Annotated in this window: 23 protein-coding genes and 1 tRNA gene; 18 read left to right on the top strand and 6 right to left on the bottom strand. The window is 54.3% G+C overall.

Annotation, left to right across the window (positions count from 1 at the left end):
- The first annotated feature begins 19 nt into the window (after nucleotides 1–19).
- The 15 genes from bamA to leuA all read left to right on the top strand — a co-directional run bounded on the left by bamA (nucleotide 20) and on the right by leuA (nucleotide 14505).
- Nucleotides 20–2644 (top strand): outer membrane protein assembly factor BamA, encoded by a 2625-nt coding sequence (gene bamA, locus EUU23_RS04800; RefSeq protein ID WP_246156098.1) that lies wholly within the window; start codon nucleotides 20–22, stop codon nucleotides 2642–2644.
- Nucleotides 2645–2679: 35 nt separating this feature from the next.
- Nucleotides 2680–3342 (top strand): OmpH family outer membrane protein, encoded by a 663-nt coding sequence (locus tag EUU23_RS04795; RefSeq protein ID WP_160352940.1) that lies wholly within the window; start codon nucleotides 2680–2682, stop codon nucleotides 3340–3342.
- Between the two features lie 5 nt (nucleotides 3343–3347).
- Nucleotides 3348–3809 carry a 3-hydroxyacyl-ACP dehydratase FabZ gene (fabZ, locus tag EUU23_RS04790; RefSeq protein ID WP_160352939.1) on the top strand — a complete coding sequence of 154 codons (462 nt, stop codon included), beginning with the start codon at nucleotides 3348–3350 and terminating at the stop codon, nucleotides 3807–3809.
- A gap of 132 nt (nucleotides 3810–3941) precedes the next feature.
- Nucleotides 3942–4169: a 50S ribosomal protein L31 gene (rpmE, locus tag EUU23_RS04785; protein WP_125230382.1), complete on the top strand. Its 228-nt coding sequence runs from the start codon at nucleotides 3942–3944 to the stop codon at nucleotides 4167–4169.
- Nucleotides 4170–4309: 140 nt separating this feature from the next.
- Nucleotides 4310–4386: transfer RNA gene (locus tag EUU23_RS04780), tRNA-His, on the top strand.
- A gap of 111 nt (nucleotides 4387–4497) precedes the next feature.
- Nucleotides 4498–5529 (top strand): Glu/Leu/Phe/Val dehydrogenase family protein, encoded by a 1032-nt coding sequence (locus EUU23_RS04775; RefSeq protein WP_160352938.1) that lies wholly within the window; start codon nucleotides 4498–4500, stop codon nucleotides 5527–5529.
- A 50-nt stretch (nucleotides 5530–5579) separates the two neighbouring features.
- Nucleotides 5580–6296: a heme ABC transporter permease CcmC gene (gene ccmC, locus EUU23_RS04770; protein WP_160352937.1), complete on the top strand. Its 717-nt coding sequence runs from the start codon at nucleotides 5580–5582 to the stop codon at nucleotides 6294–6296.
- On the top strand, nucleotides 6296–6427 hold the full coding sequence (locus EUU23_RS14270) for a hypothetical protein (RefSeq protein ID WP_281346871.1): 132 nt from the start codon (nucleotides 6296–6298) through the stop codon (nucleotides 6425–6427). Before ccmC ends, EUU23_RS14270 begins: the two co-directional genes overlap by 1 nt.
- A gap of 118 nt (nucleotides 6428–6545) precedes the next feature.
- A complete protein-coding gene (gene ccmE / locus EUU23_RS04765; RefSeq protein WP_160353541.1) occupies nucleotides 6546–6995 on the top strand; it encodes a cytochrome c maturation protein CcmE in 450 nt (149 codons plus the stop codon).
- Nucleotides 6992–8920, top strand: coding sequence for a heme lyase CcmF/NrfE family subunit (locus EUU23_RS04760; protein ID WP_160352936.1), 1929 nt, complete (start codon nucleotides 6992–6994; stop codon nucleotides 8918–8920). Before ccmE ends, EUU23_RS04760 begins: the two co-directional genes overlap by 4 nt.
- Nucleotides 8917–9447 carry a redoxin family protein gene (locus EUU23_RS04755; protein ID WP_160352935.1) on the top strand — a complete coding sequence of 177 codons (531 nt, stop codon included), beginning with the start codon at nucleotides 8917–8919 and terminating at the stop codon, nucleotides 9445–9447. Before EUU23_RS04760 ends, EUU23_RS04755 begins: the two co-directional genes overlap by 4 nt.
- The gene (locus EUU23_RS04750) at nucleotides 9444–9863 is read left to right on the top strand and encodes a cytochrome c-type biogenesis protein (protein ID WP_343032677.1); all 420 of its coding nucleotides are present in this window, start codon (nucleotides 9444–9446) and stop codon (nucleotides 9861–9863) included. Before EUU23_RS04755 ends, EUU23_RS04750 begins: the two co-directional genes overlap by 4 nt.
- Entirely contained in the window at nucleotides 9860–10519 is a 660-nt protein-coding gene (locus EUU23_RS04745) for a tetratricopeptide repeat protein (RefSeq protein WP_160352934.1), read from the top strand. The genes EUU23_RS04750 and EUU23_RS04745 overlap by 4 nt, the downstream gene beginning before the upstream one ends.
- A gap of 129 nt (nucleotides 10520–10648) precedes the next feature.
- Complete coding sequence (locus EUU23_RS04740) at nucleotides 10649–12589, top strand: potassium transporter Kup (RefSeq protein WP_160352933.1); 1941 nt, start codon at nucleotides 10649–10651, stop codon at nucleotides 12587–12589.
- A 242-nt stretch (nucleotides 12590–12831) separates the two neighbouring features.
- On the top strand, nucleotides 12832–14505 hold the full coding sequence (gene leuA / locus EUU23_RS04735; protein ID WP_179956507.1) for a 2-isopropylmalate synthase: 1674 nt from the start codon (nucleotides 12832–12834) through the stop codon (nucleotides 14503–14505).
- A gap of 283 nt (nucleotides 14506–14788) precedes the next feature.
- Here the strand turns inward: leuA and trpC are convergent, their stop codons facing one another.
- From trpC to EUU23_RS04710, 5 genes are read right to left on the bottom strand one after another with little or no spacing between them, the layout of a single operon-like run.
- Nucleotides 14789–15574, bottom strand: a complete 786-nt coding sequence (trpC, locus tag EUU23_RS04730) for an indole-3-glycerol phosphate synthase TrpC (RefSeq protein ID WP_160352932.1) — start codon at nucleotides 15572–15574, stop codon at nucleotides 14789–14791.
- Nucleotides 15574–16551 carry an anthranilate phosphoribosyltransferase gene (trpD, locus tag EUU23_RS04725; protein WP_160352931.1) on the bottom strand — a complete coding sequence of 326 codons (978 nt, stop codon included), beginning with the start codon at nucleotides 16549–16551 and terminating at the stop codon, nucleotides 15574–15576. Before trpD ends, trpC begins: the two co-directional genes overlap by 1 nt.
- Nucleotides 16548–17132, bottom strand: a complete 585-nt coding sequence (locus tag EUU23_RS04720) for an anthranilate synthase component II (RefSeq protein WP_160352930.1) — start codon at nucleotides 17130–17132, stop codon at nucleotides 16548–16550. Before EUU23_RS04720 ends, trpD begins: the two co-directional genes overlap by 4 nt.
- A complete protein-coding gene (trpE, locus tag EUU23_RS04715) occupies nucleotides 17129–18646 on the bottom strand; it encodes an anthranilate synthase component I (RefSeq protein ID WP_160352929.1) in 1518 nt (505 codons plus the stop codon). Before trpE ends, EUU23_RS04720 begins: the two co-directional genes overlap by 4 nt.
- A complete protein-coding gene (locus EUU23_RS04710; RefSeq protein ID WP_218939502.1) occupies nucleotides 18591–20531 on the bottom strand; it encodes a peptidylprolyl isomerase in 1941 nt (646 codons plus the stop codon). The genes trpE and EUU23_RS04710 overlap by 56 nt, the downstream gene beginning before the upstream one ends.
- Nucleotides 20532–20675: 144 nt before the next feature.
- On the opposite strand from EUU23_RS04710, the gene tpiA reads away from it, so the two are divergent.
- From tpiA to pyrG, 3 genes are all read left to right on the top strand, one after another.
- The gene (tpiA, locus tag EUU23_RS04705) at nucleotides 20676–21422 is read left to right on the top strand and encodes a triose-phosphate isomerase (protein WP_218939501.1); all 747 of its coding nucleotides are present in this window, start codon (nucleotides 20676–20678) and stop codon (nucleotides 21420–21422) included.
- A 77-nt stretch (nucleotides 21423–21499) separates the two neighbouring features.
- On the top strand, nucleotides 21500–21868 hold the full coding sequence (gene secG, locus EUU23_RS04700; protein WP_160352926.1) for a preprotein translocase subunit SecG: 369 nt from the start codon (nucleotides 21500–21502) through the stop codon (nucleotides 21866–21868).
- A 202-nt stretch (nucleotides 21869–22070) separates the two neighbouring features.
- Complete coding sequence (gene pyrG, locus EUU23_RS04695) at nucleotides 22071–23705, top strand: CTP synthase (protein WP_160352925.1); 1635 nt, start codon at nucleotides 22071–22073, stop codon at nucleotides 23703–23705.
- A 178-nt stretch (nucleotides 23706–23883) separates the two neighbouring features.
- Here the strand turns inward: pyrG and EUU23_RS04690 are convergent, their stop codons facing one another.
- Nucleotides 23884–24366, bottom strand: coding sequence for an Hsp20 family protein (locus EUU23_RS04690; protein ID WP_160352924.1), 483 nt, complete (start codon nucleotides 24364–24366; stop codon nucleotides 23884–23886).
- Nucleotides 24367–24451: the final 85 nt, after the last annotated feature.

Genomic DNA, 24451 nt, shown 5'->3' with positions numbered 1-24451 from the left:
AGCACTTGGCATATATTTGATGGGTTCAACCGCGTTGGCGGCGACTGGAACGATGGCACTTGTGACGCCTGCGTTCGCACAGGCCGCGCCATCGGCGACCCAGCCTGCTCCTGTTGTGCAGGCGGACCAGATTCAGTCCATAACAGTTGTCGGGACACAACGTCTCGAACCTGACACCGTTCGGTCTTATATGCGCCTTCGTGTTGGACAAAATTGGAGCCAGGTTGCGGGGGACCAGGCTCTAAAAGAGCTTTATGCGACTGAATTATTTGCCGATGTTTCCATTCGTAATAATGCCGGCGCTGTTGTTGTTGAAGTGCGTGAAAATCCGGTCGTCAACCGGATTATACTGGAAGGCAATAAACGCCTGAAAAACGACAAGATCGAGCCTGAAATTAAATTGGCGCCACGACAGATATATTCACGGTCAAAAGTCCGGGCCGATGTCGCGCGGATAATTGAACTTTACAAACGTCAAGGCAGGTTCGCTGCGTCTATTGAACCCAAATTGGTGCAACTGGACCAGAACCGCGTCGATATCGTATTTGAAATTACCGAAGGGCCAAAGTCCAAGGTTCAGCAGATTAACATTATCGGTAACGATAAATTCAGCGACAACCAATTGCGCGGTGAAATGGTTACGAAACAGGCACGTTTCTATACATTTTTCAGCTCCGGGACCAGCTATGACCCTGATCGGTTGGCATTTGACCAACAAAAGCTGCGGCAATTTTACCTGACGCAGGGCTATGCCGATTTCCGAGTGGTGTCGGCGGTCGCAGAATTGACGCCGGACAAGCAGGATTTCATCATCACCTATGTGGTTGAAGAAGGCGAGCGCTACAAGTTCGGTGATGTGAAGGTCGAAAGCCAGATCCGCGACTTTGATTCGGAGCGCCTGACTTCCACTTTGCGAATGAAAAAAGGCGATTGGTATAACGCGAAGATGGTCGAAGATACCGTCGAAGGGCTGTCCGAAACCGCCGGCCTGTTCGGCTATGCATTTGCAGACGTAAATCCGAACTTCATTCGCGACAAAGAAACACTGACCATGGGCATCACTTTTGATGTTGCCGAAAGTCAACGTGTGTTCGTGGAGCGGATCGACATAAACGGCAACACACTAACGCAGGACAAGGTGGTCCGCCGCGAATTCCGACTAAACGAAGGCGATGCGTTTAACAGCATTCAGGTTAAGCGGACCGCAGACCGGATCAAGTCGCTTGGATATTTCCAGGAGGAACTGGCTGTAGAACAAGCGCAGGGCAGCGCGCCAGACCGTATCGTGTTGACCACCAATGTCGAAGAGAAGGCAACAGGCGAACTATCCCTTTCCGCCGGTTTCTCCTCGATTGAGAATTTCATTTTCCAAGGTTCCATAAAACAACGTAACTTCCGTGGTTTGGGGCAAGAGCTTCGGACAAATATTTCATATTCCTCCTTTTCGAAATCTGCTGAAATCGGGTTTACCGAGCCTTATTTGCTGGATCGCTCAATTGCTATTTCGGGGGACATTTTTCGGCGCGATCTGAACAGTTTCAATTTCTTCAACAATCAACGCAACACAACATTTCAACAAGCAACGACCGGTTTGCAGATTCGCGTTGGCGTGCCGATCAACGAATTTGTTTATTTTCAAGCCCGCTACGGCCTGAGCCAGGACGATATCACGCTTGATCGTAATTCGTTCTTCTCTGATCCGGATGGCGCGGGGCCATTGCCAGCCAGCTGTGACCCACTTCTTGCCGGAAGGTTTTTATGCGACGCAATCGGGAACCGGCTGACTTCGTCGCTGGGTTATACCTTGCTTTATGATGATCGCGACAATCGCGTGCGTCCGACCCGGGGTCAAAGTGCTGGGATCAGTCAGGATTTCGCAGGTCTAGGCGGAGACGTGCGTTATATAAAAACGCGTATTAACGCTGATAAATATTGGCGCATCGGTGGCAGCAATTTCATCTTCTCGGTCGCTTTGGAAGGTGGATATATCCACTCACTTGAAAATCGCAATATTGCCGGCGTAGACGATGTGCGTCTAACGGATCGTTTCTACCTCGGCGAACCGCAAATGCGCGGATTTGACATTCGTGGAGTAGGTCCGAGGGTGCAACGCCTCACCTTCAGTCAGGAACTGCAGAACGGTGTTGTTGTTAATGTTCCGATATTTGATCGTAACAAAATTCAAGATGATGCGATCGGCGGGCGTTTTTACTATCTGGGTCGGGCCGAATTGCAGATTCCTTTAGGCACCGGGGCAAAAGAACTGGGTCTGCGTCCATCTGTATTCGTGGATGTCGGCTCTGTGTTCGATGTTACCAGACCGATATTGCAGTCCGTTCAAGCGCGGTCAGCATTGACCGCTCCTGTACCTAATGCACCCCTATTCTTCACGGGTGTCGTCACTGATGGCGTGTTTCAGCAGGATACTGTTGCGACCAACGCCGACGGAACGGCGCGTACTCCCGTGTTGCAATTTGAAGAACGCTTTTTTGGCGATAGCTTCAAACCTCGTCTTTCAGTTGGCTTTGGTGTCAACTGGAACTCGCCATTTGGTCCGTTCAGGATCGACATAGCCCGCGCACTTCTCAAACAGACGGGCGACGATACCAAGTTATTTACATTCAACGTAGGGACTCAATTCTAATGAAAATTCGCCATTCCGCATTTGCGGTTGCACTTATGACCTCAGCCATTCTGGCGGCTCCTGCCGCTGCTCAGGTTGCAGGTATTGCAACAGCAGAAACATCTGTTGCCATCGCTCGTTCAAAGGCATTGGGTGCAGCATATCAGTCAATTGGTACGCAATATGCAACTTATGCCCAGCAAATTCAGCAAAAACGCAAAGAAATCAATGATATCAACGTACAGCTTGATACAAATAAAGACAAGGAACTGACGCAAGCAGAATTGGATGCTGCAATTAAGGCGAAAAATCCTTTGATTGCACAAGTCGAAGCTAAGCAAAAGGAAATCACTCAGCTTCAGGATCCAATTATCAAGGCGCAACTCTATTCGGTTGAACAGATTGCCCTGAAATATGAAGCTGCACAGCAGGCCGTCATTACCGCCAAGAAAATCAACATCATTTTGGCGCCGGATGCTTTTGTCTGGGCACCGGATGCGGTAGATGTGACAGGCGCCATTACCGCTGAGCTTGACAAGGTGGTTCCATCGGTCGGAACCACACCGCCAGCAGATTGGCGTCCTTCGCGTCAAGGCGCGGCATTGTTCCAGCAAATCCAGCAGCTGTTTGAAAATGCTGCTCGGGTACAAGCCGCACAAGCTGCTAGCCAGCCAGCTGCCGCAAAGGCGCCAACAGCAGCGCAGCCCGACGGCCGCTAAGCCAAATGCCTGAGGCAGATTTCAGTACCTATGATGTCCGCCGGGTGATGGCGGTGCTTCCGCACCGCTATCCGATGCTCTTGGTTGACCGCGTGGAGGAGCTTGTCGTTGACGAGCGCATCCGCGCGGTCAAAGCCGTTACAATCAACGAAGGCTTTTTCCAGGGACATTTCCCCGGAAGGCCGATCATGCCTGGCGTGCTGATTGTCGAAGCCTTAGCGCAAGCCGCCGGTATCCTTGCGATGGAAAGCCTTGGCTTGGCCGGTTCAGGCAAGCTGGTCTATTTCATGGCCATCGACAATGCCAAATTCCGCGCTCCGGTGGAGCCTGGCTGCCTTCTTTATCTTGACGTAACCTTCACACAAAAGCGTCCACGAGTGTGCAAATTTACCGGGCGTGCGCTTATGGGCGATACGGTCGCGGCCGAGGCAGAGTTTATGGCGATGATCGCCGACCCGCCTTCCTGACAGCAAAGAAAAGAGACTCCGCTGAGGCGGGGCTTTTCAACCTTGCCAAGCGCAGCACGTGCCGCTAAGGGCGGCGCTTCCGAATTTTAGGGCTACCGGTCGGAAACCGGCGGCTGAACCAAGGAATTACACATGAAAGCCGATATTCACCCCGATTATCACATGATCAAAGTGCAGATGACCGACGGCACTGTCTTCGAAACCCGCTCTACTTGGGGCAAGGAAGGCGACACGCTGGCGCTCGACATAGATCCGACCTCGCACCCCGCATGGACCGGTGGTTCAGGTCGTATGCTGGATACCGGCGGCCGCGTTGCCCAGTTCAACAAGCGTTTTGGCGGGCTTAGCCTCAAGAAATAAGCGGTGGTGGGGATTGTTCTCTACACCAAATTATAGGGGACTGTCCAAATAGGGACGGTCTCCAATGGGACGCTCACCTGAAGGCTTGACGCCGGACGGGAGCAACCCCTAAGGAACGCGCCTGCCTTAGTGGCGCTATGGCGATCGTAGCTCAGTTGGTTAGAGCGCTGGTTTGTGGTACCAGAGGTCGGGGGTTCAAGACCCCTCGATCGCCCCATTTTTCCTTCCAATTTCAGGATGACAAACAGCTCGCGTAATATTATTACGCGGCTTCGCAATTTGATTCCGTCTCTCGGCTCCGGCTGTACGACCACAAGGGGAATGAGTGATGCCCGCAATTTGGGATTTGCCTGATTTTGATTCGCACGAAGCCGTGCATTTTTTCGAGGATCGCGCGACCGGCCTTAAGGCTGTCATTGCGGTTCATTCCACCCATTTGGGACCTGCCGCGGGCGGCACTCGTTTCTGGCATTACGCCGATAGCCAGTCAGCAATCACGGATGCGCTGCGTCTGTCGCGTGGAATGAGTTATAAAAATGCGATGGCAGGACTTGCCGCTGGTGGTGGCAAGGCGGTCATCCTCGCCAATCCGACACGGGCAAAGCCTGCGGAACTGCTCGACGCTTTTGCGCGTGCGGTTGATTCGCTCGGCGGGAAATATGTGACAGCGCAAGATGTCGGCATGTCCGAGGCTGACATGGTGCACCTGTCGAAAACAACCGCCCATGTTGCAGGACTGCCCAATCAAGGGGGCGACCCCGGACCCTATACTGCGCGCGGCGTTTATCTGGGCGTACAGGCAGCGGCAAAACATGTGTTCGGCACTGACGATATGCATGGTGTGCATGTGGCCATTCAGGGCGTGGGCAGCGTCGGGGGCGGACTTGCCCGATATCTGGCGCAGCAGGGTGCGAAACTGACGCTTGCGGATGTGGACGCCGCACGTGCTGCGGCACTTGCCGCCGAACTGGGGGGGGCATCGGTTGCAGCCGATTCTATCATGAGTGTCGAGGCCGATATCTTCAGCCCTTGTGCGCTGGGTGCGGTTCTAGCCGAAGATACGGTTGCGGGTTTGAAGGTTAAGGCAGTCGCGGGTGGCGCGAATAATCAGCTCGCAAAGGGAACCGAAGGCCGGATGTTGGCCGACCGCGGTATCCTTTACGCTCCAGACTATGTCATCAATGCCGGTGGGATCATCAATGTCCTGCGGCACATTGATGCCGCCGATGATGCAGAAATCAACCGTCGGATCGACACGATTCCGGGCCGACTTTCGGAAATCTGGAAGGAAAGTGATGCCAGCGGTTCGACACCTGCGGAGGTCGCTGACAAAATGGCGCAAAAGCTTATTGGCCGTTGATGTGAATCCATTGGCGTAACGCTTTTGCGGTGCTAGAGGCGGGGAATTATATGCACCGCTTCGCTAATCCTGCCCGTTTCCTGCGCCTTGCAAGGCCACTGACGCCTGCACTGTTCTGGCTGGGGCTTCTATTGGCGCTCGGGGCCTGTTTATGGGGCCTGTTCGCGGTGCCGACCGAACGCCTGATGGGCGATACGGTTAAGATCATCTTCGTCCATGTTCCCTCCGCATGGCTCGGCATGGGGGGATGGATGGGGATTGCGATTGCCAGTCTCGTCCAGCTTGTGTGGCGCCATCCGCTTGCGGGAATCGCGGCGCGTGCCATCGCTGTCCCCGGTGCGACGTTCGCCGCCATTTGCCTGATGACGGGGTCGATCTGGGGTCGTCCGACTTGGGGTACCTGGTGGGTCTGGGATGGCCGGTTGACGTCGATGTTGGTCCTGTTTTTCCTGTATCTCGGCTATATCGCGCTCGCCAACGCGAGCAGTGAAAAGGGCGATACCAGCCGCGTTGCTGCCGTCTTCGGTATCATCGGTGCAGTGAATATCCCGATCATCAACCGTTCGGTCATCTGGTGGGAAAGCCAGCATCAAAAGGCGAGCATAACTCTAGGAGGATCATCCATCGACGGTGCGTATCTTGCGCCCCTGTTTGTGGCTGTGGCGGGTTTCAGCCTGTTGTTCGGCGCGTTGGTTTTGATGCGGATGCGCGCAGCGCTCGCGGAAATGCGTATTGATGCGCGAATGCGCCGCATGGCGGACGACTAATGCCCCATCTGCCTTTCATCATCGCCGCTTTTTCGGTCACGGGTGTCGGCATGCTGTGGCTCACCGTGTCGAGCTATCTTGCCATGCGCCGTTCAGAGGCCTTGGCGGATGATTTGAGGCAGCAACCATGAAACCAGCAACGCCATATAAATTCCGTTCGCCTCGAGCGAAGTCGAGAGGTCCATACGCATGGCGCACCGTAAAGGTGTCTCGACTACGCTCGACACGAACGGGAGGTGGTGGTTTGGCATGAAACCCAAACATCAGCGTTTGGTGCTGGCCCTTGTGGCTTTCGTCGCCTTAATCGGGGCGGGCTTTATCGCCGCTGCTGCCTTGAAGGAAGAGGCGTCCTATTTTTACACCCCCGCCACCATGGCCAAGGCGAAGATTGAGCCGGGTAAAGCCGTCCGTCTGGGCGGTATGGTCCAAAAGGGATCGATCGTGCGCGGCGCTGACGGGGTGTCGATAACCTTTATCGTACAGGATCGCGACGCAACGCAGAAGGTCGCCTATCGCGGCATAACGCCGGATCTGTTTGTTGAGGGATCGGGCGTGGTGGCCGATGGCCGACTTCGCCCTGACGGCGTTTTTGTAGCTGACAGCCTGTTGGCCAAACATGACGAAAACTACGTGCCCAAGGAATTGGCTGATATCGATATGAACACCGCCGAGCACACCAAGGATACCCTTTCGAAATGATCGCCGAAACCGGATTGGCCGCGCTCTGGCTGGCGGCGGCGATGGCGCTGCTGCAACTGGTTGGCGGTTTGACTCTGTTGCGCGGGGAAGGGAAGTTGACGCCGCTCATCAAGCCCGCCGCACTTGTGCAGGGCGCATTGTGTGTGGTTTCGTTCGCATCGCTGATGTGGCTATTCTATGTCACCGACTTGTCGGTGTTGCTGGTCGCGAGCAACAGCCATATCGACAAGCCACTGATTTTCAAGCTGGCCGGAACATGGGGCAATCATGAAGGCTCGATGTTGCTGTGGGTGTCGGTATTGTCGCTGTCGGGTGCGGCCATTGCGTTGCTGGAAAAGCGGATCGACACGCGCACGTTGAACGCAACCTTGGCGGTGCAGGCCTTTGTGGCGCTCGGCTTTTTCGCCTTTCTGCTTTTCTCGTCCAATCCGTTCGAGCGCCTGGTTCCCGCGCCAGTCGAGGGGGCAGGTCTGAACCCGTTGTTGCAGGACATTGGCCTCGCCTTCCATCCGCCGACGCTTTACATTGGCTATGTCGGGCTTTCGGTTGCATTCTCCTTTGCCGTCGCCGCAATGCTGACCGGGCAGGTTGGACCTGCCTTTGCCCGCGCCATGCGGCCGTGGGTGCTGGGCGCGTGGATATTCCTGACCGTCGGTATCACCGCAGGTAGCTATTGGGCCTATTATGAACTGGGCTGGGGTGGCTGGTGGTTCTGGGATCCGGTTGAAAATGCCTCACTCATGCCGTGGCTTGCCGCGACAGCCCTGCTGCATTCGGTCAGCGTATTGGCCACGCGCAACGCATTGCGCGCGTGGACGATCATGCTGGCGTTGGTAGCGTTCGCCATGTCGATGGCAGGTACTTTCCTTGTCCGGTCGGGTATCTTGACGAGCGTACACGCCTTTGCGGTCGATCCTGAGCGTGGGTCCTTCATTCTTGCACTGATGCTGATGTACACCAGTCTGGCGTTCCTGGTCTTTGCCACCCGCATCGGCACCGTAAAGCAGGGAGAGCCATTCCAGATCGTCAGCCGCGAGGGCGGCATTGTCGCCAATAACATCTTCCTGAGTGTCATATTGGCTATCGTCCTCATCGGTACACTCTACCCATTGGCGGCCGAGACAATGGGCGACAAGATTTCGGTTGGCCCGCCCTATTTCAACAAGGCTACCGCGCCGATTGCATTGCTTTTAATGGTCGCATTGTTGTTGGGACCGATGCTGCGCTGGCGGCGGGACGAATTGAAGCGGCATAAATATTGGCTTGTCGGATTTTTCGCGATCAGCCTGTGGACAGGGGTTGCCATTTGGCGCTTTGTGCCCGGCGTGGGCGTATTCCCGATTTTGGGATTGGCCTTGTCGCTGGCCCTTGCCATCGCCGCTTGGGTGCCGCTTAAAGGTCGCAAGCTATTGCGGACACCATTGCCGGTCTTTGGTATGGTAGTCGCGCATTTCGGCCTTGCGGTCAGCGTGTTTGGTATGGCCGCCGAGTCCGGCTTTTCCCGTGAAACCCTGACCGCGCTCGCGCCTGGAGAAAGCGCCAAGGTTGCCGATTGGCAGGTCAAACTGGATGATGTCCGGCCTGTCGTGGGCGACAATTGGGTAGCGATTGAAGGGCAGTTGATTGCCCGTAATGGCGACAAGAAGTTTATTCTTCGTCCGCAATCGCGTCAATTTTACCGCCCGGAACAACAGACCAGCGAAGCGGCGCTGCTGACACGCTGGAACGGGCAGCTATATGCCGTCATCGCCCAGCCTGATGAAAATGGCGATGGCCGCTGGCAGGTCCGCCTTTGGTGGAAGCCTTTTGTGACCTTTATCTGGTTCGGCGGATTACTCGTCGCGCTCGGTGGCGCGATATCCCTTTTGGGAAGAATGTTCCGCCGCCCGAAAAAGCCCGCTGTCAATAAATGGGCGCAGGCATGAACCGGACCTGGCTCCTCTGGCTGCCCTTGGCCGTGGTCGCCTTCATAGGCGGCCTTGCCATTTACGGTTTGGTCGTGCCGAAAGACGATATGGTTCACAGCGCGATGGTCGGACGCAAATTGCCTGAATTTGCGCTACCGCCTGCGACGGTGGGGGTGGCGGGGCTGTCCAACCGTGATCTGGCGGATGGCAAACCGCGACTTCTGAATATTTTCGCCAGCTGGTGCATCCCCTGCAAGGCGGAGGCTCCCTATCTCGAGGCGCTCAAGAAATCCGGTGCGGAAATCGACGCCATTGCCATTCGCGACAAACCTGAAGATGTGGCCGCATTTCTTGCCGAGTTCGGCAATCCGTTCCGGCGGATCGGTTCGGACAATGAAATGGCGGTCCAGTTGAAACTTGGTTCGTCGGGTGTGCCGGAGACTTATGTGATCGGCGGGGACGGAACAATATTGTACCAGCATATCGGCGACATTCGCGCCGAGCATGTGCCTATGTTGCTTGAAAAACTGCGGGAAGCGCAATGATGTGGCGGTTGTTACTCCTCGCCAGCGTTCTGCTTTTGGCAGCGGTTCCGCAAGAATCAATGGCACAGGGCAGTGGTCCCACGCCTGAGCTCGCCAATCGTCAACTAACCAATCCCGCGCAGGAAAAGGCGGCAACCCAAGTGATGCACGCGCTACGCTGTATCCAGTGTCAGGGCCAATCGATTGCCGACAGCGACGCGCCGATGGCGGCGACGATGCGTGCTGAAGTTCGGCAGCAGATTGCGGATGGAAAGAAGCCCGATGCGATCCGCCAGTGGATGATCGAACGCTATGGTGAGTGGGTCAGCTTTGAACCTGATATGAAGGGATCGGGATTGCTGCTGTGGGCGGCCCCATTGCTTTTGCTGTTACTCGGCCTGTTTATGGCGCGTGGTCTGTTCCGGAGGAAATCATGAGTGGTTGGGTAAGTCTTGGCCTGCTGGCGGTCCTCAGCCTTGGCGCATTGTTGGCCATCGGCCGGTTTAAAGGTGGATTATGGCAGATTGCGGCCGCAGCGATTTTGCTGGGGATGACGGGCTATGCCTTGCAGGGGCGGCCCGCGGTGCCTGCGTCACCTGCCAAATCCTTGGGCGGGAAAGAGGATGCCGCGGTCCAGTTGGTCGAAATGCGTGCGGATATGGACCAGAGTTTCGGCGGCGCAAAACGCTGGCTGGTGACGGCGGATTCCTTTGCCAAGCAAGGGGATTACCAGCTTTCGGCATCTTATATCCAGGCCGGTTTGCGGCAGAACCCGGAAGATCCCGATCTTTGGTCGGCATTGGGTCTGCAACTGATGCTGGCAAGCCAAGGGCAGATGTCCCCGCCCGCGCAACTGGCGTTCGACAAAGCAAGGGAAATTCGGCCCAATTATCCGGCGCCCTATTATTTTGCCGGTCTGTCGCGCCTGTTCGACGGAGATTTGAATTCGGCGATTTTGCTGTGGGAAAAGGCCGTGTCGCTTGCAACTCCTAGAGCAATGTGGAAGCCGAGGCTTGAGTCGCAATTGCAAGCGGCGAAGGCCTTGCAGGCCCAAGCAATGAATCGCCCCGAAGTTAATTCTGCAACCAATTGAAAAATAGATATATTATATTGAAGAATTGATCGATATTGCGTGGTTGTTAAGGGATTAAGGCCGTGCTATCGCCCGCCGCCCGTCGATGAATATTCAAAGAGTTAACGGGCCTTGTGTCAGGGGTATGAAATGGTCGCTTCGCAAGCCGCAGATGATTTTGGTCAGACAGACGACGGCCAACATCATGGTCACGCTCCGCAAGGGTCGCTTCTTGCATTATGTGTCGGAACGGTAGGTGTCGTCTTTGGCGACATCGGAACCAGTCCCATTTATGCGTTCCGCGAAACATTTGCCGGCCACCACCCCATAGACCCCGACCCCATGCATATCAAAGGCGTATTGAGCCTTGTATTCTGGTCGATGATGATCGTGGTGACGTTCAAATATGTCTTCACCATCATGAAGGCCGATAACAAAGGCGAAGGAGGCAGCCTTGCGTTGCTCGCGCTGATCAACCGGCAGACGGCAGGCGCGAAATGGACGGCTCCGATTGTGATGCTGGGCGTTTTTGCCACTGCACTGTTTTACGGCGATTCCATGATTACCCCTGCCATGTCGATCTTGTCGGCCGCAGAAGGTCTTAAATATGTCAGTTCAGGTTTTGATCCGTGGATTGTACCTATCTCTATCGCGATCATAGCTGCGCTGTTTGCTTTTCAATCACGCGGTACGGCCAAGGTTGGCCAGTGGTTTGGCCCTATCATGCTGATTTACTTTGCAGTGTTGGCTGGACTCGGCATATTGCATTTGACAAAAATGCCGTTGATCGTGCTCGACGTTCTCAACCCGCTGAACGCGCTTTATTTCTTTTATATAGAAGGCTTCACTGCCTTTGTGGCCATGGGTACGGTCGTTTTGGCGGTCACCGGGGCGGAAGCGCTCTATGCCGATATGGGGCATTTTGGGCGTCGACCAATTAAGTTTAGCTGGCTGTTCTTCGTTCTGCCTGCGCTGATGCTGAACTATATGGGGCAGGGCGCGATGATTCTGACGATGACGCCGGCCGAAGCGCAAGAGGCGATCCGCGACCCCTTCTTCCTGATGGTACCGGACATGATCAGTACGCCGGTCATCATACTTACCATTCTTGCGGCGATTATTGCGAGCCAGGCGGTTATTTCCGGCGCGTTCTCCCTGACGCAGCAGGCTATCCAACTGGGGTTCATGCCGCGACTCAGTATCCAGCACACCAGCGAGAAGGCCGCAGGCCAAATCTACATTCCGGCGATCAACTGGGGATTGGCGGTCATGGTCCTGCTGCTTGTGCTGTTCTTCCAGTCATCGTCCAACCTCGCCGCCGCATACGGAATTGCGGTGACGGGCGCGATGTTCATCGATACTTGCCTGATCGCAGTCGTGCTTATCACGCTCTGGAAATGGCCAAAGTGGAAAGCGCTGCCGATACTGGCGCTCTTTTTCATTGTCGACTTTGCCTATTTCAGCGCGAATCTGCTGAAAGTGCCTTCGGGTGGTTGGGTTCCGCTTTTGATCGGGCTTGTGATCTTCACCTTGCTCACAACATGGTCGCGGGGCCGCGCGTTAATGCGTGACCGGATGGCAGAGAGCACAATGCCTATGGAGATATTCATCAAATCCGCCGCAAACAGCGCAACCCGTGTTCCCGGGACAGCCATCTTCATGGCTTCGTCCGCCAGCGGTGTGCCGTCGGCATTGCTGCACAATATCAAGCATAACAAGATCCTGCACGAACGTGTCCTGATCCTGACGGTACAGATTGAAGACATGCCTTTCGTTTCGCCGGCTGATCGGGTGTTTTGCAAAGATTTGGGAGAGGGATTCTTCCGCGTTAAACTGCGTTTTGGGTTTCTTGAAGAAACTGATGTCCCCGCGACGTTGGACAAGGTTGACCTGTGCGGACCAAAATTCGAGATGATGCACACCAGCTTCTTCCTGTCGCGGCAGACGCTGATCGCATCAAAAATTCCAGGTATGGCGATCTGGCGTGAAAAGGTCTTCGCATGGATGCTTCGCAACGCGGCTAACGCGATGGAGTTTTTCAAGCTCCCCAGCAACCGTGTGGTCGAACTCGGCAGTCAGGTCGAGATTTAACAGCCGGGCCGAGCAAGGAAATAAGCGGTTTACGAAATTAAGTCTGGACGAATGTTACGCAATACGGCTATCGACGCAACATAATGTCAAAGACCGCTTCTTGCCTGCTTCTTCTACGACTTACACGCCCTTAGGCGTGTGGATAGTCCGGTCTTGCCCGGAACAACCCGCCTAAGGGTTTACAGCCAGCTCAAGAAACCCCACAGCACGCAGACTTGCGTGTCTTAGCGAAGTTGCAAATCATGATGTTATCCGACCCAAGCCGAAAATACCGTCCCTTTCCGCAGGTGGACTTGCCTGATAGGCAATGGCCTGGCCGCACAATCACAAAGGCACCGCGCTGGCTGTCGACAGACCTGCGTGACGGTAACCAGGCACTGATCGATCCGATGGGCGCGGAAAAGAAGCAACGCTTTTTCGATTTGCTGGTAAAAGTTGGCGTCAAGGAAATCGAAGTCGGATTCCCGAGCGCGGGTGCGACCGAATTTGATTTTATTTCCGGCCTCGTCCAGTCGGGCCGTGTCCCTGATGACGTCATGGTACAGGTGCTGACCCAATCGCGCAAAGACCTGATCGATACCAGCTTTGAAAGCTTGCGCGGCGCACGCGCGGCAATTGTCCACCTCTATAATGCGGTGTCGCCTGCCTGGCGACAGATCGTGTTCAACATGACCATGCCTGAGATCAAACAGATAGCGGTTGAAGGAGCAAAGCTGCTGCGCGATAATGCAGCGGCACAGCCCGATACCGATTGGCATTTCGAATATAGCCCGGAAACTTTCTCCACTGCTGAACTGGATTTTAGTTTGGAGGTGTGCAGCGCGGTGATGGACATATTGAAGCCAACGCCTGATCAACCCATCATTTTCAACCTGCCGGCTACCGTCGAAGCGGCAATGCCGAACATTTATGCCGACCAGATCGAATATTTCGGCCGAAACGTTCCGAACCGTGACAGCGTTATTATCTCGCTGCACACGCATAATGACCGGGGCACCGGGGTCGCTGCCACGGAACTGGGATTGCTGGCGGGTGCCGACCGGGTCGAAGGCTGTCTATTCGGCAATGGGGAGCGGACGGGCAATGTCGACCTCGTCACTGTCGCGCTCAACATGTACACCCAAGGGCTGAGCCCCGGCCTCGATTTCTCCGATATCGATGAAGTCATAAAAACCGTCGAATATTGCAACCAGTTGCCAGTCCATCCGCGCCATCCCTATGCTGGAGAACTGGTCTTCACTGCCTTTTCAGGCTCGCATCAGGACGCCATCAAGAAAGGCTTCGCCGCTCAGGCGCGGCGCAATGATGAGTTGTGGCAGGTGCCCTATCTGCCCATCGACCCTGCCGATCTTGGCCAAAGCTATGAAGCGGTGATCCGCGTCAATTCGCAAAGCGGCAAGGGCGGCGTCGCATGGGTTCTTGAACAGGACCATGGTCTAAAACTGCCCAAGCGGATGCAGGCCAATTTCTCGTCCACCGTTCAGGAGCTTTCCGACAGCACGGGCAGCGAATTGACCAGCACCGATATCTGGGAATCATTTGAGAAACGATACCATTTGAAGGGGGACAGCCGGTTCCGGCTCATTGATTTTCAGGAAAGCCAAAGTCCGAAGCAACAGGACGAGCGTATCTTCGCTGGCAAAATCCGCATCGACGGTGTTGAGCAAAGTGTCAGTGGTCGGGGTAATGGCCTTATTTCCAGTCTTGCCAATGCGCTGGAAAGCGCACTGGGCGGGCCGCTTGATATTATCGACTATAGCGAACATGCCATCGGTCACGGCACCGATGCCCGTGCCGCCGCCTATGTTGAGTGCCGGGTAGGTGACGGACCGGTGCTGTTCGGCGTGGGCATCAGCCGTGACGTTGCGACGGCTAGTGTTCGCGCAATATTAAGTGCCGCAAATGGGGCGGACTAGGCCGTGAACTCATAGATATCGTCGTCGAGGCGTCAAAATGGCTTTGATCTCGAACCAAAATACGCTTGCAGGCAGAGTAACTGCCTGACGGCGCGCATTTTGGCCCGATATCTTCGCCATTTTGACGTCCGAAGGATTTGACCCATTTTGCCCATGGCTGCGTCAGAAAGCCTTGAGATACATCTATATCCCTGCGGCTTCCTTCCTTGCCCTGTGCAAAATGGCCTCAAACCTCGACGACAATATGTATGAGTTCACGGCCTAGTTCGGCGGGGCGGGTTTTTTAACCAATTTGCCCCGTTAAAAGGCTGCGCGTCGCGTTCTCGATATTTTCCTGCCGCATCAGGCTTTCACCGACAAGGAACGTGTGTACACCGCTGTCCGCCATTCTCACGCAATCGGCATGTGAGGCGATCCCGCTTTCGCAAACAAGCAGTTTGTCGCTTGGCACCATGGCGGCCAACCGTTCAGTAGTCGCCAGGTCGACATCGAAGCTTTTCAAATTTCTGTTGTTGACGCCGATCAGTCGTGATTTCAGGTGCGATAAAGCGCGCTCCAATTCCTTTTCGTCATGCACTTCGACCAGAACATCCAGTCCAAGCGCAAGAGCTGCGTCTTCAATTTCAGACATGGCCATATCGTCAAGCGCGGCAACAATAATCAGAATGGCATCCGCACCCATTACGCGGGATTCAGCGCATTGCCACGGGTCGATCATGAAGTCTTTGCGGATTACCGGCAGGTCGCATGCGGCGCGGGCCGAAACCAGATAATCTTCATGCCCTTGAAAATAAGGCGCATCTGTCAATATCGATAAACAGGCTGCACCACCTGCTTGATACGCTTGGGCATGGGCAGGTGGATCGAAATCGGCACGTATCAGACCCTTGGACGGACTCGCTTTCTTGATTTCGGCAATGAGGGCAAATCCGGTGTCTGCTTTGTTTCGTAGGGCTGATTCAAACCCGCGCACGGGTGAAGGCTCTGGCCAACAGGACAAGCCTTGCACTTTGCGCGCGGCAACTTCGATACGCTTCGTGGCGCAGATTTCGGCGAGTCTGTCAGTCATCAATATTCCATCCAGCACCTTAGCAACGTTTTTGCTAACCCTTTATCAATCGCTTCGGCAGCTTCTTCGATGCCGCTGTGCCAGTCGTTCACAACACCTGCTACCATAAGAGCAGCAGCTGCATTCAGGAGGACGGCGTCTCGATAGGCACCAGTCCCTCCGTCAAGCAGGCGGGTGAGTGCGGCTGCGTTATAGGCGGCATCACCGCCCTTCAGGTCTTCGACGGGATGGCGGGGCAATCCAGCGGTTTCAGGAGTTATCCGAACCATGGTCTGACCTAGCCGCACAATGCTGCTGGTGCCTGAAATAGACAGTTCGTCCAATGGCTCGTCACCTGCGACCAACATGGCATCGTCATATCCCAGCAGGTCCAGGGCACCAGCGTAGACGCTAAGAAAATCAGGCCGCGCAACTCCAATCAGTTGGCGTTTGACCATGGCCGGGTTCGCAGCCGGGCCGGTCAGATTGAATATCGTCCGTTTGCCGATAGCCTTGCGAATGGGTGCAAGCGCCCCAAGAGCGGGATGATGTTTTTGCGCGAATAGGAAACAGATGCCAAGGTCGGCGAGGGTGGCCTGCGCCGTGTCGCTGGCACGGTCAAGATTGAGCCCGAGTGCCTCCAGCGTGTCGGCAGCGCCGGATTTGGACGATGCCGCGCGGTTGCCATGCTTGGCCACTGGAACATCGCATGCCGCAACGACAATGGCGACGGCGGTCGAGATGTTCAGGCTGTGGCTACCATCGCCTCCGGTGCCGCACACATCAATTGTGCCAGCAGGCGCTTCGATAGCGATCATCCGTTTCCGCATTTCACGCACAGCAGCAGCAATTTCTATGCTTGTTTCTTCGCGATTAGACAGGATGGTCAGAAATTGTTGAATGTCGCAGGCAGCGGCCTTACCATCAAGGATAAGGCCAAAAGCCTCCGCAGCCACATCGGCCGTGAGCGGGGCAGATGCGTCGGGAAGGATAGTCATCCCCGTTCTTTCACCGACATTCCCGATATCCGCATAAAGTTTGCAAGCATTGCATGGCCATGTTGTGTGGCGATGCTTTCGGGGTGGAACTGGACGCTATGGATGGGCAATGTCACGTGACGAAAACCCATCACATGTCCATCATTTGACGTTGCGTTTACAATGAGGCTGTCTGGAATATTTTCTACGATCAGACTATGATATCGCGTGGCGGTAAATGGCGAAGGCAAACCGGCAAATAATCCGCTACCATCATGCGTTACAGGTGAGGTTTTGCCATGCATCAAACCCCCGCGGGCCACGGTTCCGCCAAAATGCTGGCCAATTGTCTGATGCCCCAAACAGACGCCCAACAGGGGCTTGCCGGCATCCGCACAAGCTGCAACGAGGTCAAGACTGACGCCCGCTTCGTCGGGGGTCTTAGGCCCCGGTGAAATCAGAAAGGCCTGTGCGCCAGAAGACAATGCTTGTCCCGCCGACATATCATCATTCCGAACAACCTCGACCTCTGCGCCGAGTTCCATCAAATAATGGACGAGGTTCCAGGTGAAGCTGTCATAATTGTCGATCACCAATATCATTGTCCAAAACCCGCCTCGCTGGCGACTTTGATTGCCTCGCGTGCGGCGGCGATCAGGGCGCCCGCTTTGGCTTCACATTCGCGCTGTTCATATTCGGGGTCGCTGTCCGCAACAATTCCGGCCCCTGCCTGCACATGCATCACGCCATTTTTAACCACCGCAGTACGCAGCACAATACAGCTGTCCATATCGCCATTGGGGCTGAAATAGCCGACGCCGCCTGCATAAGCGCCGCGGGTTTCCGGTTCGAGCTCGGCGATAATCTCGCACGCTCTGACTTTGGGGGCTCCGCTGACGGTGCCCGCGGGAAAACCAGCAAACAGGGCATCAATGGCGTCTTTGCCTTCTGCCAGTTCACCAACGACGTTGGACACAATGTGCATCACATGGCTATAAAATTCGACCATATAGCTGTCAGTTACGGTGACACTGCCGCCTTTGGTTACGCGCCCAACATCATTGCGACCAAGGTCCAATAGCATCAAATGTTCAGCCCGCTCCTTGGGGTCGGCGAGCAAAGACGTGCGGTTTTCTGCATCTTCAATACTGTTTTTGCCGCGGGGGCGCGTGCCTGCAATTGGGCGTATGGTAACCTCACCACCGCGTGCACGGACCAGTATTTCCGGACTTGACCCGATCAGCGCAAAGCCGGGAAGGTCAATGAAATATAAAAAGGGTGAAGGATTGATGCGGCGCAATGCCCTGTAAAGATCAACAGGGGGCAAAGTGAACGGCGCGGTAAAGCGCTGGGCAAGCACTACCTGAAAAATGTCGCCCGCCTCGATATAGTTTTTCGCCCGTGCGACCATTTCGGCATAGCGGCCATCGGGCAGGACAGGATTAAGCTGGATGGACGCGATATCTTTGACGGCCATCGGGATATGTTTTGTGTCATGCCCTGCATCCAGCATCCGTTCCGCCTCGTCCAGACGTTCATGCGCCAAAGCAATCGCCCGTCCATCTTGCGCGTCGGTCCAGATCGGCGACACCAGGTACATTTCATCTTTCAACCGGTCAAAAACCACTAGGACGGTCGGGCGAACAAACAGCATATCGGGCAGCTCAAGCTCCGACTGCGGTGCACGCGGAAGCTTTTCGACCAGTCCAATGGTTTCATATCCGAAATACCCGACCAGACAGGCCAAAGCGGATGGCAATTCCGTGGGGACATCCATCCGGCATTGTGTAGCCAAAGCGCGCAAGGCATCTAATGCGGGTAATGGCTCGGTTTCAAATGAATCCCTGTCGGTCAGCCATTGCCGGTTGACCTCCGCTTTATTGCCCTGTGCCCGAAAAACAAGGTCGGGGGCGATACCGATAAGGCTGTGTCGTCCACGTGTTTCACCGCCCTCGACCGATTCCAGAATGAAATCGCCACGTTCAGGAACAAATAGTTTTAACGCAGCCGATACCGGCGTTTCGGTATCGGCGATGCGTTTACGCCAGATCAGGGCCGGATTAGTTGACGTCACGCTTTGTAAGGCGCGCGCGCAATTCTGCGATGCCGTCGTCATTTTTCTCAATTCCAACAGCTTTTGCCGCGGCTGCGACGAGTTGCTCCCCATATTCGGTTTGCAATAATCCTGATAATTCGAGCTTTCGGGCACGGAGCATTTCTGCATTCCCGCTGGCATCGCCTTTTTTGATATCCGTCAAGGAAACAACATACCATCCGCGGTCTTCACCGCCTTGCAGCGTTTTGGCTGTGCCTTTTTTCATCGCGAACATCATTGCCAATGGGGGTGGGATTGGGCGACCTTGACGGGTCAGGTCAGCCCGGGTGCCGTTTATCGCCTCGACTTGTGCGCCTTTTACATTAGCAGCCGCCAAAGCGGCGGGTAAAGTCTGGCCGCCATCCACTGCTTTGCGGATGCGTTCAGCCGCAGCGCGGGCACCCTTCGCACCTTCGGCAAGCGCCCATTGCTGCTGAATGATAGCGCGAACCGACGCAAGCGGTGGAGGAGCTGCTTCTTCGAAATCGGCTACTGCGATCATCGCAAATCGCTCGCCAGGAATAATTTCAATCAACTGCGCTTCGCCATTGGTTTCGAGTTGGAAAGCGGCGGGTAGAATAACCTGCATTTCCGGTATCGGTTTATACGCAGGGTTGGCAATATTCCTGCCATTAGCCAGCAATTTGGGTGAAGTTTCGATCTTCAATCCATTTTGTTTGGCCATATCGGTTATGGTCGAACCACCGGCGAAAGCATCTTCGATTTCGGATGTCATTTCGGTTAGCATTTCTTCGCTGCGCGTCTTGGTGAGTTCAGCCTCGATCTCGGCGCGAGCCGCGTCGAGCGACTTGGCAGCAACTTGATTGATTTTATCCACGCGAACAACCGCCCAGCCCAGCTTGCCACGTGCAGGTTTCGCCAAAGTCCCGGGCGCGGCCGCAAACACAGCTTCGGCCACCGCAGCCGAGGCGCTGCCGGAAAGATTGGTTTTAACGACATTGTTCATACTGGTCACGGAAAGCCCTAATCCATTCGCCACTTCTGACAGCGATTTGCCACTGTTCACCTGAGCGACAACAGATTTGGCTGCGGCTTCGGTCGGGACTATGACCTGACTGATATTGCGAGATTGTGATGCTGCAAATTTCTGGGCATTGGCTTTGTAATAGGCGGCAATGTCTGACGGGGTCGGCTTTGCTCGGGCGGCAATGATCGTTTTGTCAAAAATCGCGTAGCTAATCGCGCGTTTTTCGGGAATTGTGAACTTGGCGGCATTGTCCTTGTAATATTTCTCCAAAACGACCTCGCTGGGCGGGGCCGCCGGAAAAAATGCCAATGATGGCAGAGAAGCAACTTGTCCCGATCGTTGTTCCAAAACCAGCGAAGAATAGGGCAAGACCATGCTGTCAGGGGCCATCGGACCGCTGGCAGCGGTCGGAAGCAATTGCTGGGCAAATAGATTTTGTGCAATATCCTCACGAATGGCTTGCTCGCTGATGCCTATTTGCTGGGCAAAGGCCCGAAAAGCTTCAGCGCTGAATTTGCCATCAAGGCCCATTGCGCCGGGAATTTTACGAATTTCCGAACCAACAAGACGTTCACTAACCGCCACACCATATTCACTGCCAAATTCTGCCAATGCATATCGGTTGATGAGCTGTTCAAGCGTCGAATCAAGCCCCCCACTCTCAACGAACCTTACCATGTCTAAAGTGGGGTTGTTCTGACGTTCTGCCTTTAGCCGATTTTCCAGAGCATCGTTCAGTTCGCCAAGCGTAATATTCCGGTCACCGACCCGAGCGACGTTCCCGCCGCTCAATCCGCCGAAATTTCCGTTGCCACTGACGTCACCCAGTGCAAAGGCAATCGCAATCATCCCGACAAATATGAGTGCTATAATTGCACCGAATTTTGAATTTATAAGTGAGCGAATGAAACTGATCATGAACGACGTTTTCTCGATAAGGGACAATTGGGAGCCGCTTTAGGCGGCAAGGCATTCGCAATCAAGGGATAGACTTGCGACAAAGGTTGAAACACGGGCATAGCACCTCACAGATTCGAGTTTCAACGACCGGGGGAAGTGTTGATGCGTAAATATATCGTCGGCAATTGGAAGATGAACGGGACATCCCGAGACTTGCCAGAGATTGCAGCCATTGCCGACATGGCGGCCCATTATCCAACCGTGGACAGCGCACTTTGCCTGCCTGCCTCGCTTATCAGCCGGGTAACAGCTCAGATATTGGACTATCCTATTGGCGGGCAGGACTGTCATGGACATGTTTCAGGCGCGCATACCGGATGTATTTCTGGCGAAATGTTGGTGGATGCCGGGGCAAAGCTAACGCTTGTCGGCCATAGCGAGCGCCGATCCGCCCAGCATGAATCGGATGCCGACATTCGCGCCAAAGCTATCGCTGCACATAAGGCAGGGTTGAAGGTCATCGTTTGCGTTGGAGAAACATTGGATGAACGGGACGCAGGTCGTGCTTTGGACATTGTTCTGGGCCAATTGGCGCAATCGCTGCCTGATGATATGTCCGGAGACTGGTTAAGTATTGCCTATGAACCTGTTTGGGCCATCGGCACAGGCCGGATACCCGATGAAACCGATGTTTCAGAAATGCATGGGGCAATCCGGTCACAATTAATGGCGCGTTTTGGGCCGACAGGAGCAGCGATCCATATTTTATATGGTGGTTCAATGAATGGGGAAAATGCTGCCATGCTATTAGCGATACCAAATGTTGACGGAGGACTAATCGGTGGTGCCAGCCTTGGCGCTTCCAAATTTGAACCTATAATCGCCGCCGCTGCCAAATCCTGCGAATAGCATTGAAGATTGAAGGCAGCATCGCTATGTGGGCGGCTTCACTGGCGTAAAATCGCTCTTAAATTTCGGAATTTCATATGGGTCTTTTTCATTTTCTTATCGTTGTGCAGGCCATTGTTTCAGCATCATTGGTCGGCGTTGTCTTGATGCAACGGTCAGAGGGTGGCGGACTAGGCATGGGTGGAAGCCCGTCCGGTTTGATGTCCGCACGCGGTGCCGCAGATTTTATGACCCGGCTTACGACAATTTTGGCAACGATGTTTATTTTATTGTCAATTTCCCTTGCTTTCGTTGCCGCGCGCGAGGGCGGAACCAGCAAAATCGACACATCGCTCCAACGAACTGAAGTTCCGGCAACGCAACCTGCACCGGCAGAGCCTGCCGAACAGACACCGGCAAAGGGCGACACAACAGCGCCGGCTCCACAAGTTCCACTGGATAAATAAGCTGGCCGGAAACAGTTGGGAAATGGGTAAGGCGTGGGTTTTTAGAAGTATGGCCGTTCTGATAAGCCCATCATCACACCGCCCGTCGTGCGGCGGAGATGTTTGAGCAGTCATAAAAAACTATTTTTGCACATATTTATTTGCATAAAACAGATTCGCCCGCTTGTCTTTTGTCTCAAAGGGGCTTTATGCCTTTTCTCCCATGGCACGGTTTATTTTCATCACCGGTGGCGTGGTTTCCTCGCTTGGTAAAGGTCTTATGGCGGCGTCTTTGGCTGCCCTTTTGCAAGCGCGTGGATATCGTGTACGGATCCGTAAATTCGATCCCTATCTCAATGTCGATCCGGGAACGATGTCGCCTTATCAGCATGGTGAAGTCTATGTTACGGATGACGGCGCTGAAACTGACCTCGATTTAGGGCATTATGAAAGATTTACCGGCGTGTCTGCGCGGCAGTCGGACAATGTTACCTCAGGCCGGATTTACCAGACTATAATCCAGAAAGAACGGCGTGGTGATTATCTGGGGGCAACGGTACAGGTTATTCCGCATGTCACAGACGCCATTAAGGAATTTGCCAAGGCAGAAACCGACGATCTGGATTTTGTGCTATGCGAAATTGGCGGGACTGTCGGTGACATTGAATCATTGCCGTTCATTGAGGCTATCCGGCAATTACGCAATGAACTGGGTCGCGAAAGGACCTTGTCGGTTCATGTAACATTGGTGCCCTATATTGCGGCGGCTGGCGAGCTAAAGACTAAGCCGACGCAACATAGTGTCCGCGAATTGACATCTCTTGGAATTCAGCCCGACGTTTTACTATGTCGTTGCGAACATCCTCTTCCTGAAAACGAACGTGCAAAAATCGCAGCTTTTTGCAACGTCCGCAAAGAAGCAGTCATTCCGGCCCTTGATGCCAAGAGTATCTATGCGGTTCCGTTGCAATATCACGCGGAAGGCCTTGATATTGAGGTTTTGCGCGCCTTTGGACTAGATGCCTCCGGTAAGCCGGATCTTTCACGATGGGAAGATATCATTGACCGGCAATCAAATCCTGAAGGCGAGGTAACCATTGGGGTAGTTGGCAAATATGTTGGACTGGCCGACGCCTACAAATCGTTGAACGAAGCGCTTACCCATGGTGGATTGGCCAACCGGGTTAAGGTCAACATCAATTGGATCGACGCCGAGTTATTTGCCCAATCCGAAGCAGAGATTGCAGCTGCGCTCGAACCGATGCACGCTATTCTGGTACCCGGCGGATTTGGTGAGCGTGGGTCGGAAGGTAAGATCGCGTCGGTTAAATTTGCCCGTGAACGACAGGTGCCATTTTTCGGGATATGCCTCGGAATGCAAATGGCGTGTATCGAGGCCGCGCGGAACACAGCCGGGATTTCCAATGCGTCCAGTACTGAATTTGGCCCGACAGACGAGCCTGTTGTCGGCATTATTACCGAGTGGATGACTGAAGAAGGCCTCCAAAAGCGCGAGGTAGGCGGAGATCTTGGCGGAACCATGAGATTGGGCGCCTATGATGCGAAGTTGACGGGCAATAGCCATGTCGCAACCATATATGGCAGCACCGAAATTTCTGAACGGCATCGTCATCGCTATGAGGTCAATGCACGCTATAAAGCTGCCCTTGAGCAAGGCGGACTTGTTTTCAGCGGAATGTCACCTGACGGGGAATTGCCTGAAATTGTGGAACGTCCTGATCACCCTTGGTTTATTGGTGTGCAGTTCCATCCAGAGTTGAAATCTAAACCATTCGCACCCCACCCGCTTTTTGCGAGTTTTGTTGAGGCGGCATTGCGACAAAGCCGTTTGGTTTGATAATAAAAAAGTTACACAATATTGATATATGAGCTGTAGCAGCGGTAATGTAACAACCTGTCAAATCTGGTTTCTTATCCAATGGGCCCAATTGCGACCCGGGCTGATTGGATGGAAAAGGGCACGTGAGTGCCAGGGGCGACCGAGGAGTCGGTCGCCCCGAACTTACTAGCCTTGATCAGGCGGACTTCGTACCTTTTTTCTTCCCTTCATCATGATCGATCACGGTCGGGACGTTTTGGCCGCCAATTTCGATCCGGCGGGGTTTCAGCGCCTCAGGTACTTCGCGGACCAATGTAACGAGCAGAAGGCCGTCGGCCAGGTCTGCGTTTGTCACATGTATATGGTCGGCCAACTGAAAGCGCCGTTCAAAATTACGATTCGCAATCCCCATATGAAGAAAATCGCGGTTGTCATTGCTGTCTGAATGCTTGCTGCCCGTTACAATAAGCAAATTCTGCTGTGCTGTGATCTCGATTTCTTCAGGCTTGAAACCTGCGACGGCCACGGTCACGAGGTAATCATTCTCGCCAATACGCTCAATGTTGAAAGGGGGGTAATTTTCATTTTGAGCGGCGCGGCCCGTGTTTTCGAGCAGTTCGAACAGCCGGTCAAAGCCGACGGTATTGCGGCGGTAAGGTGTGAAATCAAAACGGTTCATGTCAAATTCTCCTTAAAGCAATTTGGTTTTTTGCAGGCCCGTATGTGGCACCTGCGGTCATATGTGGATCCTTTTGGGCACCCAG

It is taken from the genome of Sphingorhabdus profundilacus (assembly GCF_009769755.1).
In the GTDB taxonomy this organism is placed as follows: Bacteria; Pseudomonadota; Alphaproteobacteria; order Sphingomonadales; family Sphingomonadaceae; genus Sphingorhabdus_B; species Sphingorhabdus_B profundilacus.
This window is presented reverse-complemented; position numbering and strand designations above follow the sequence as displayed.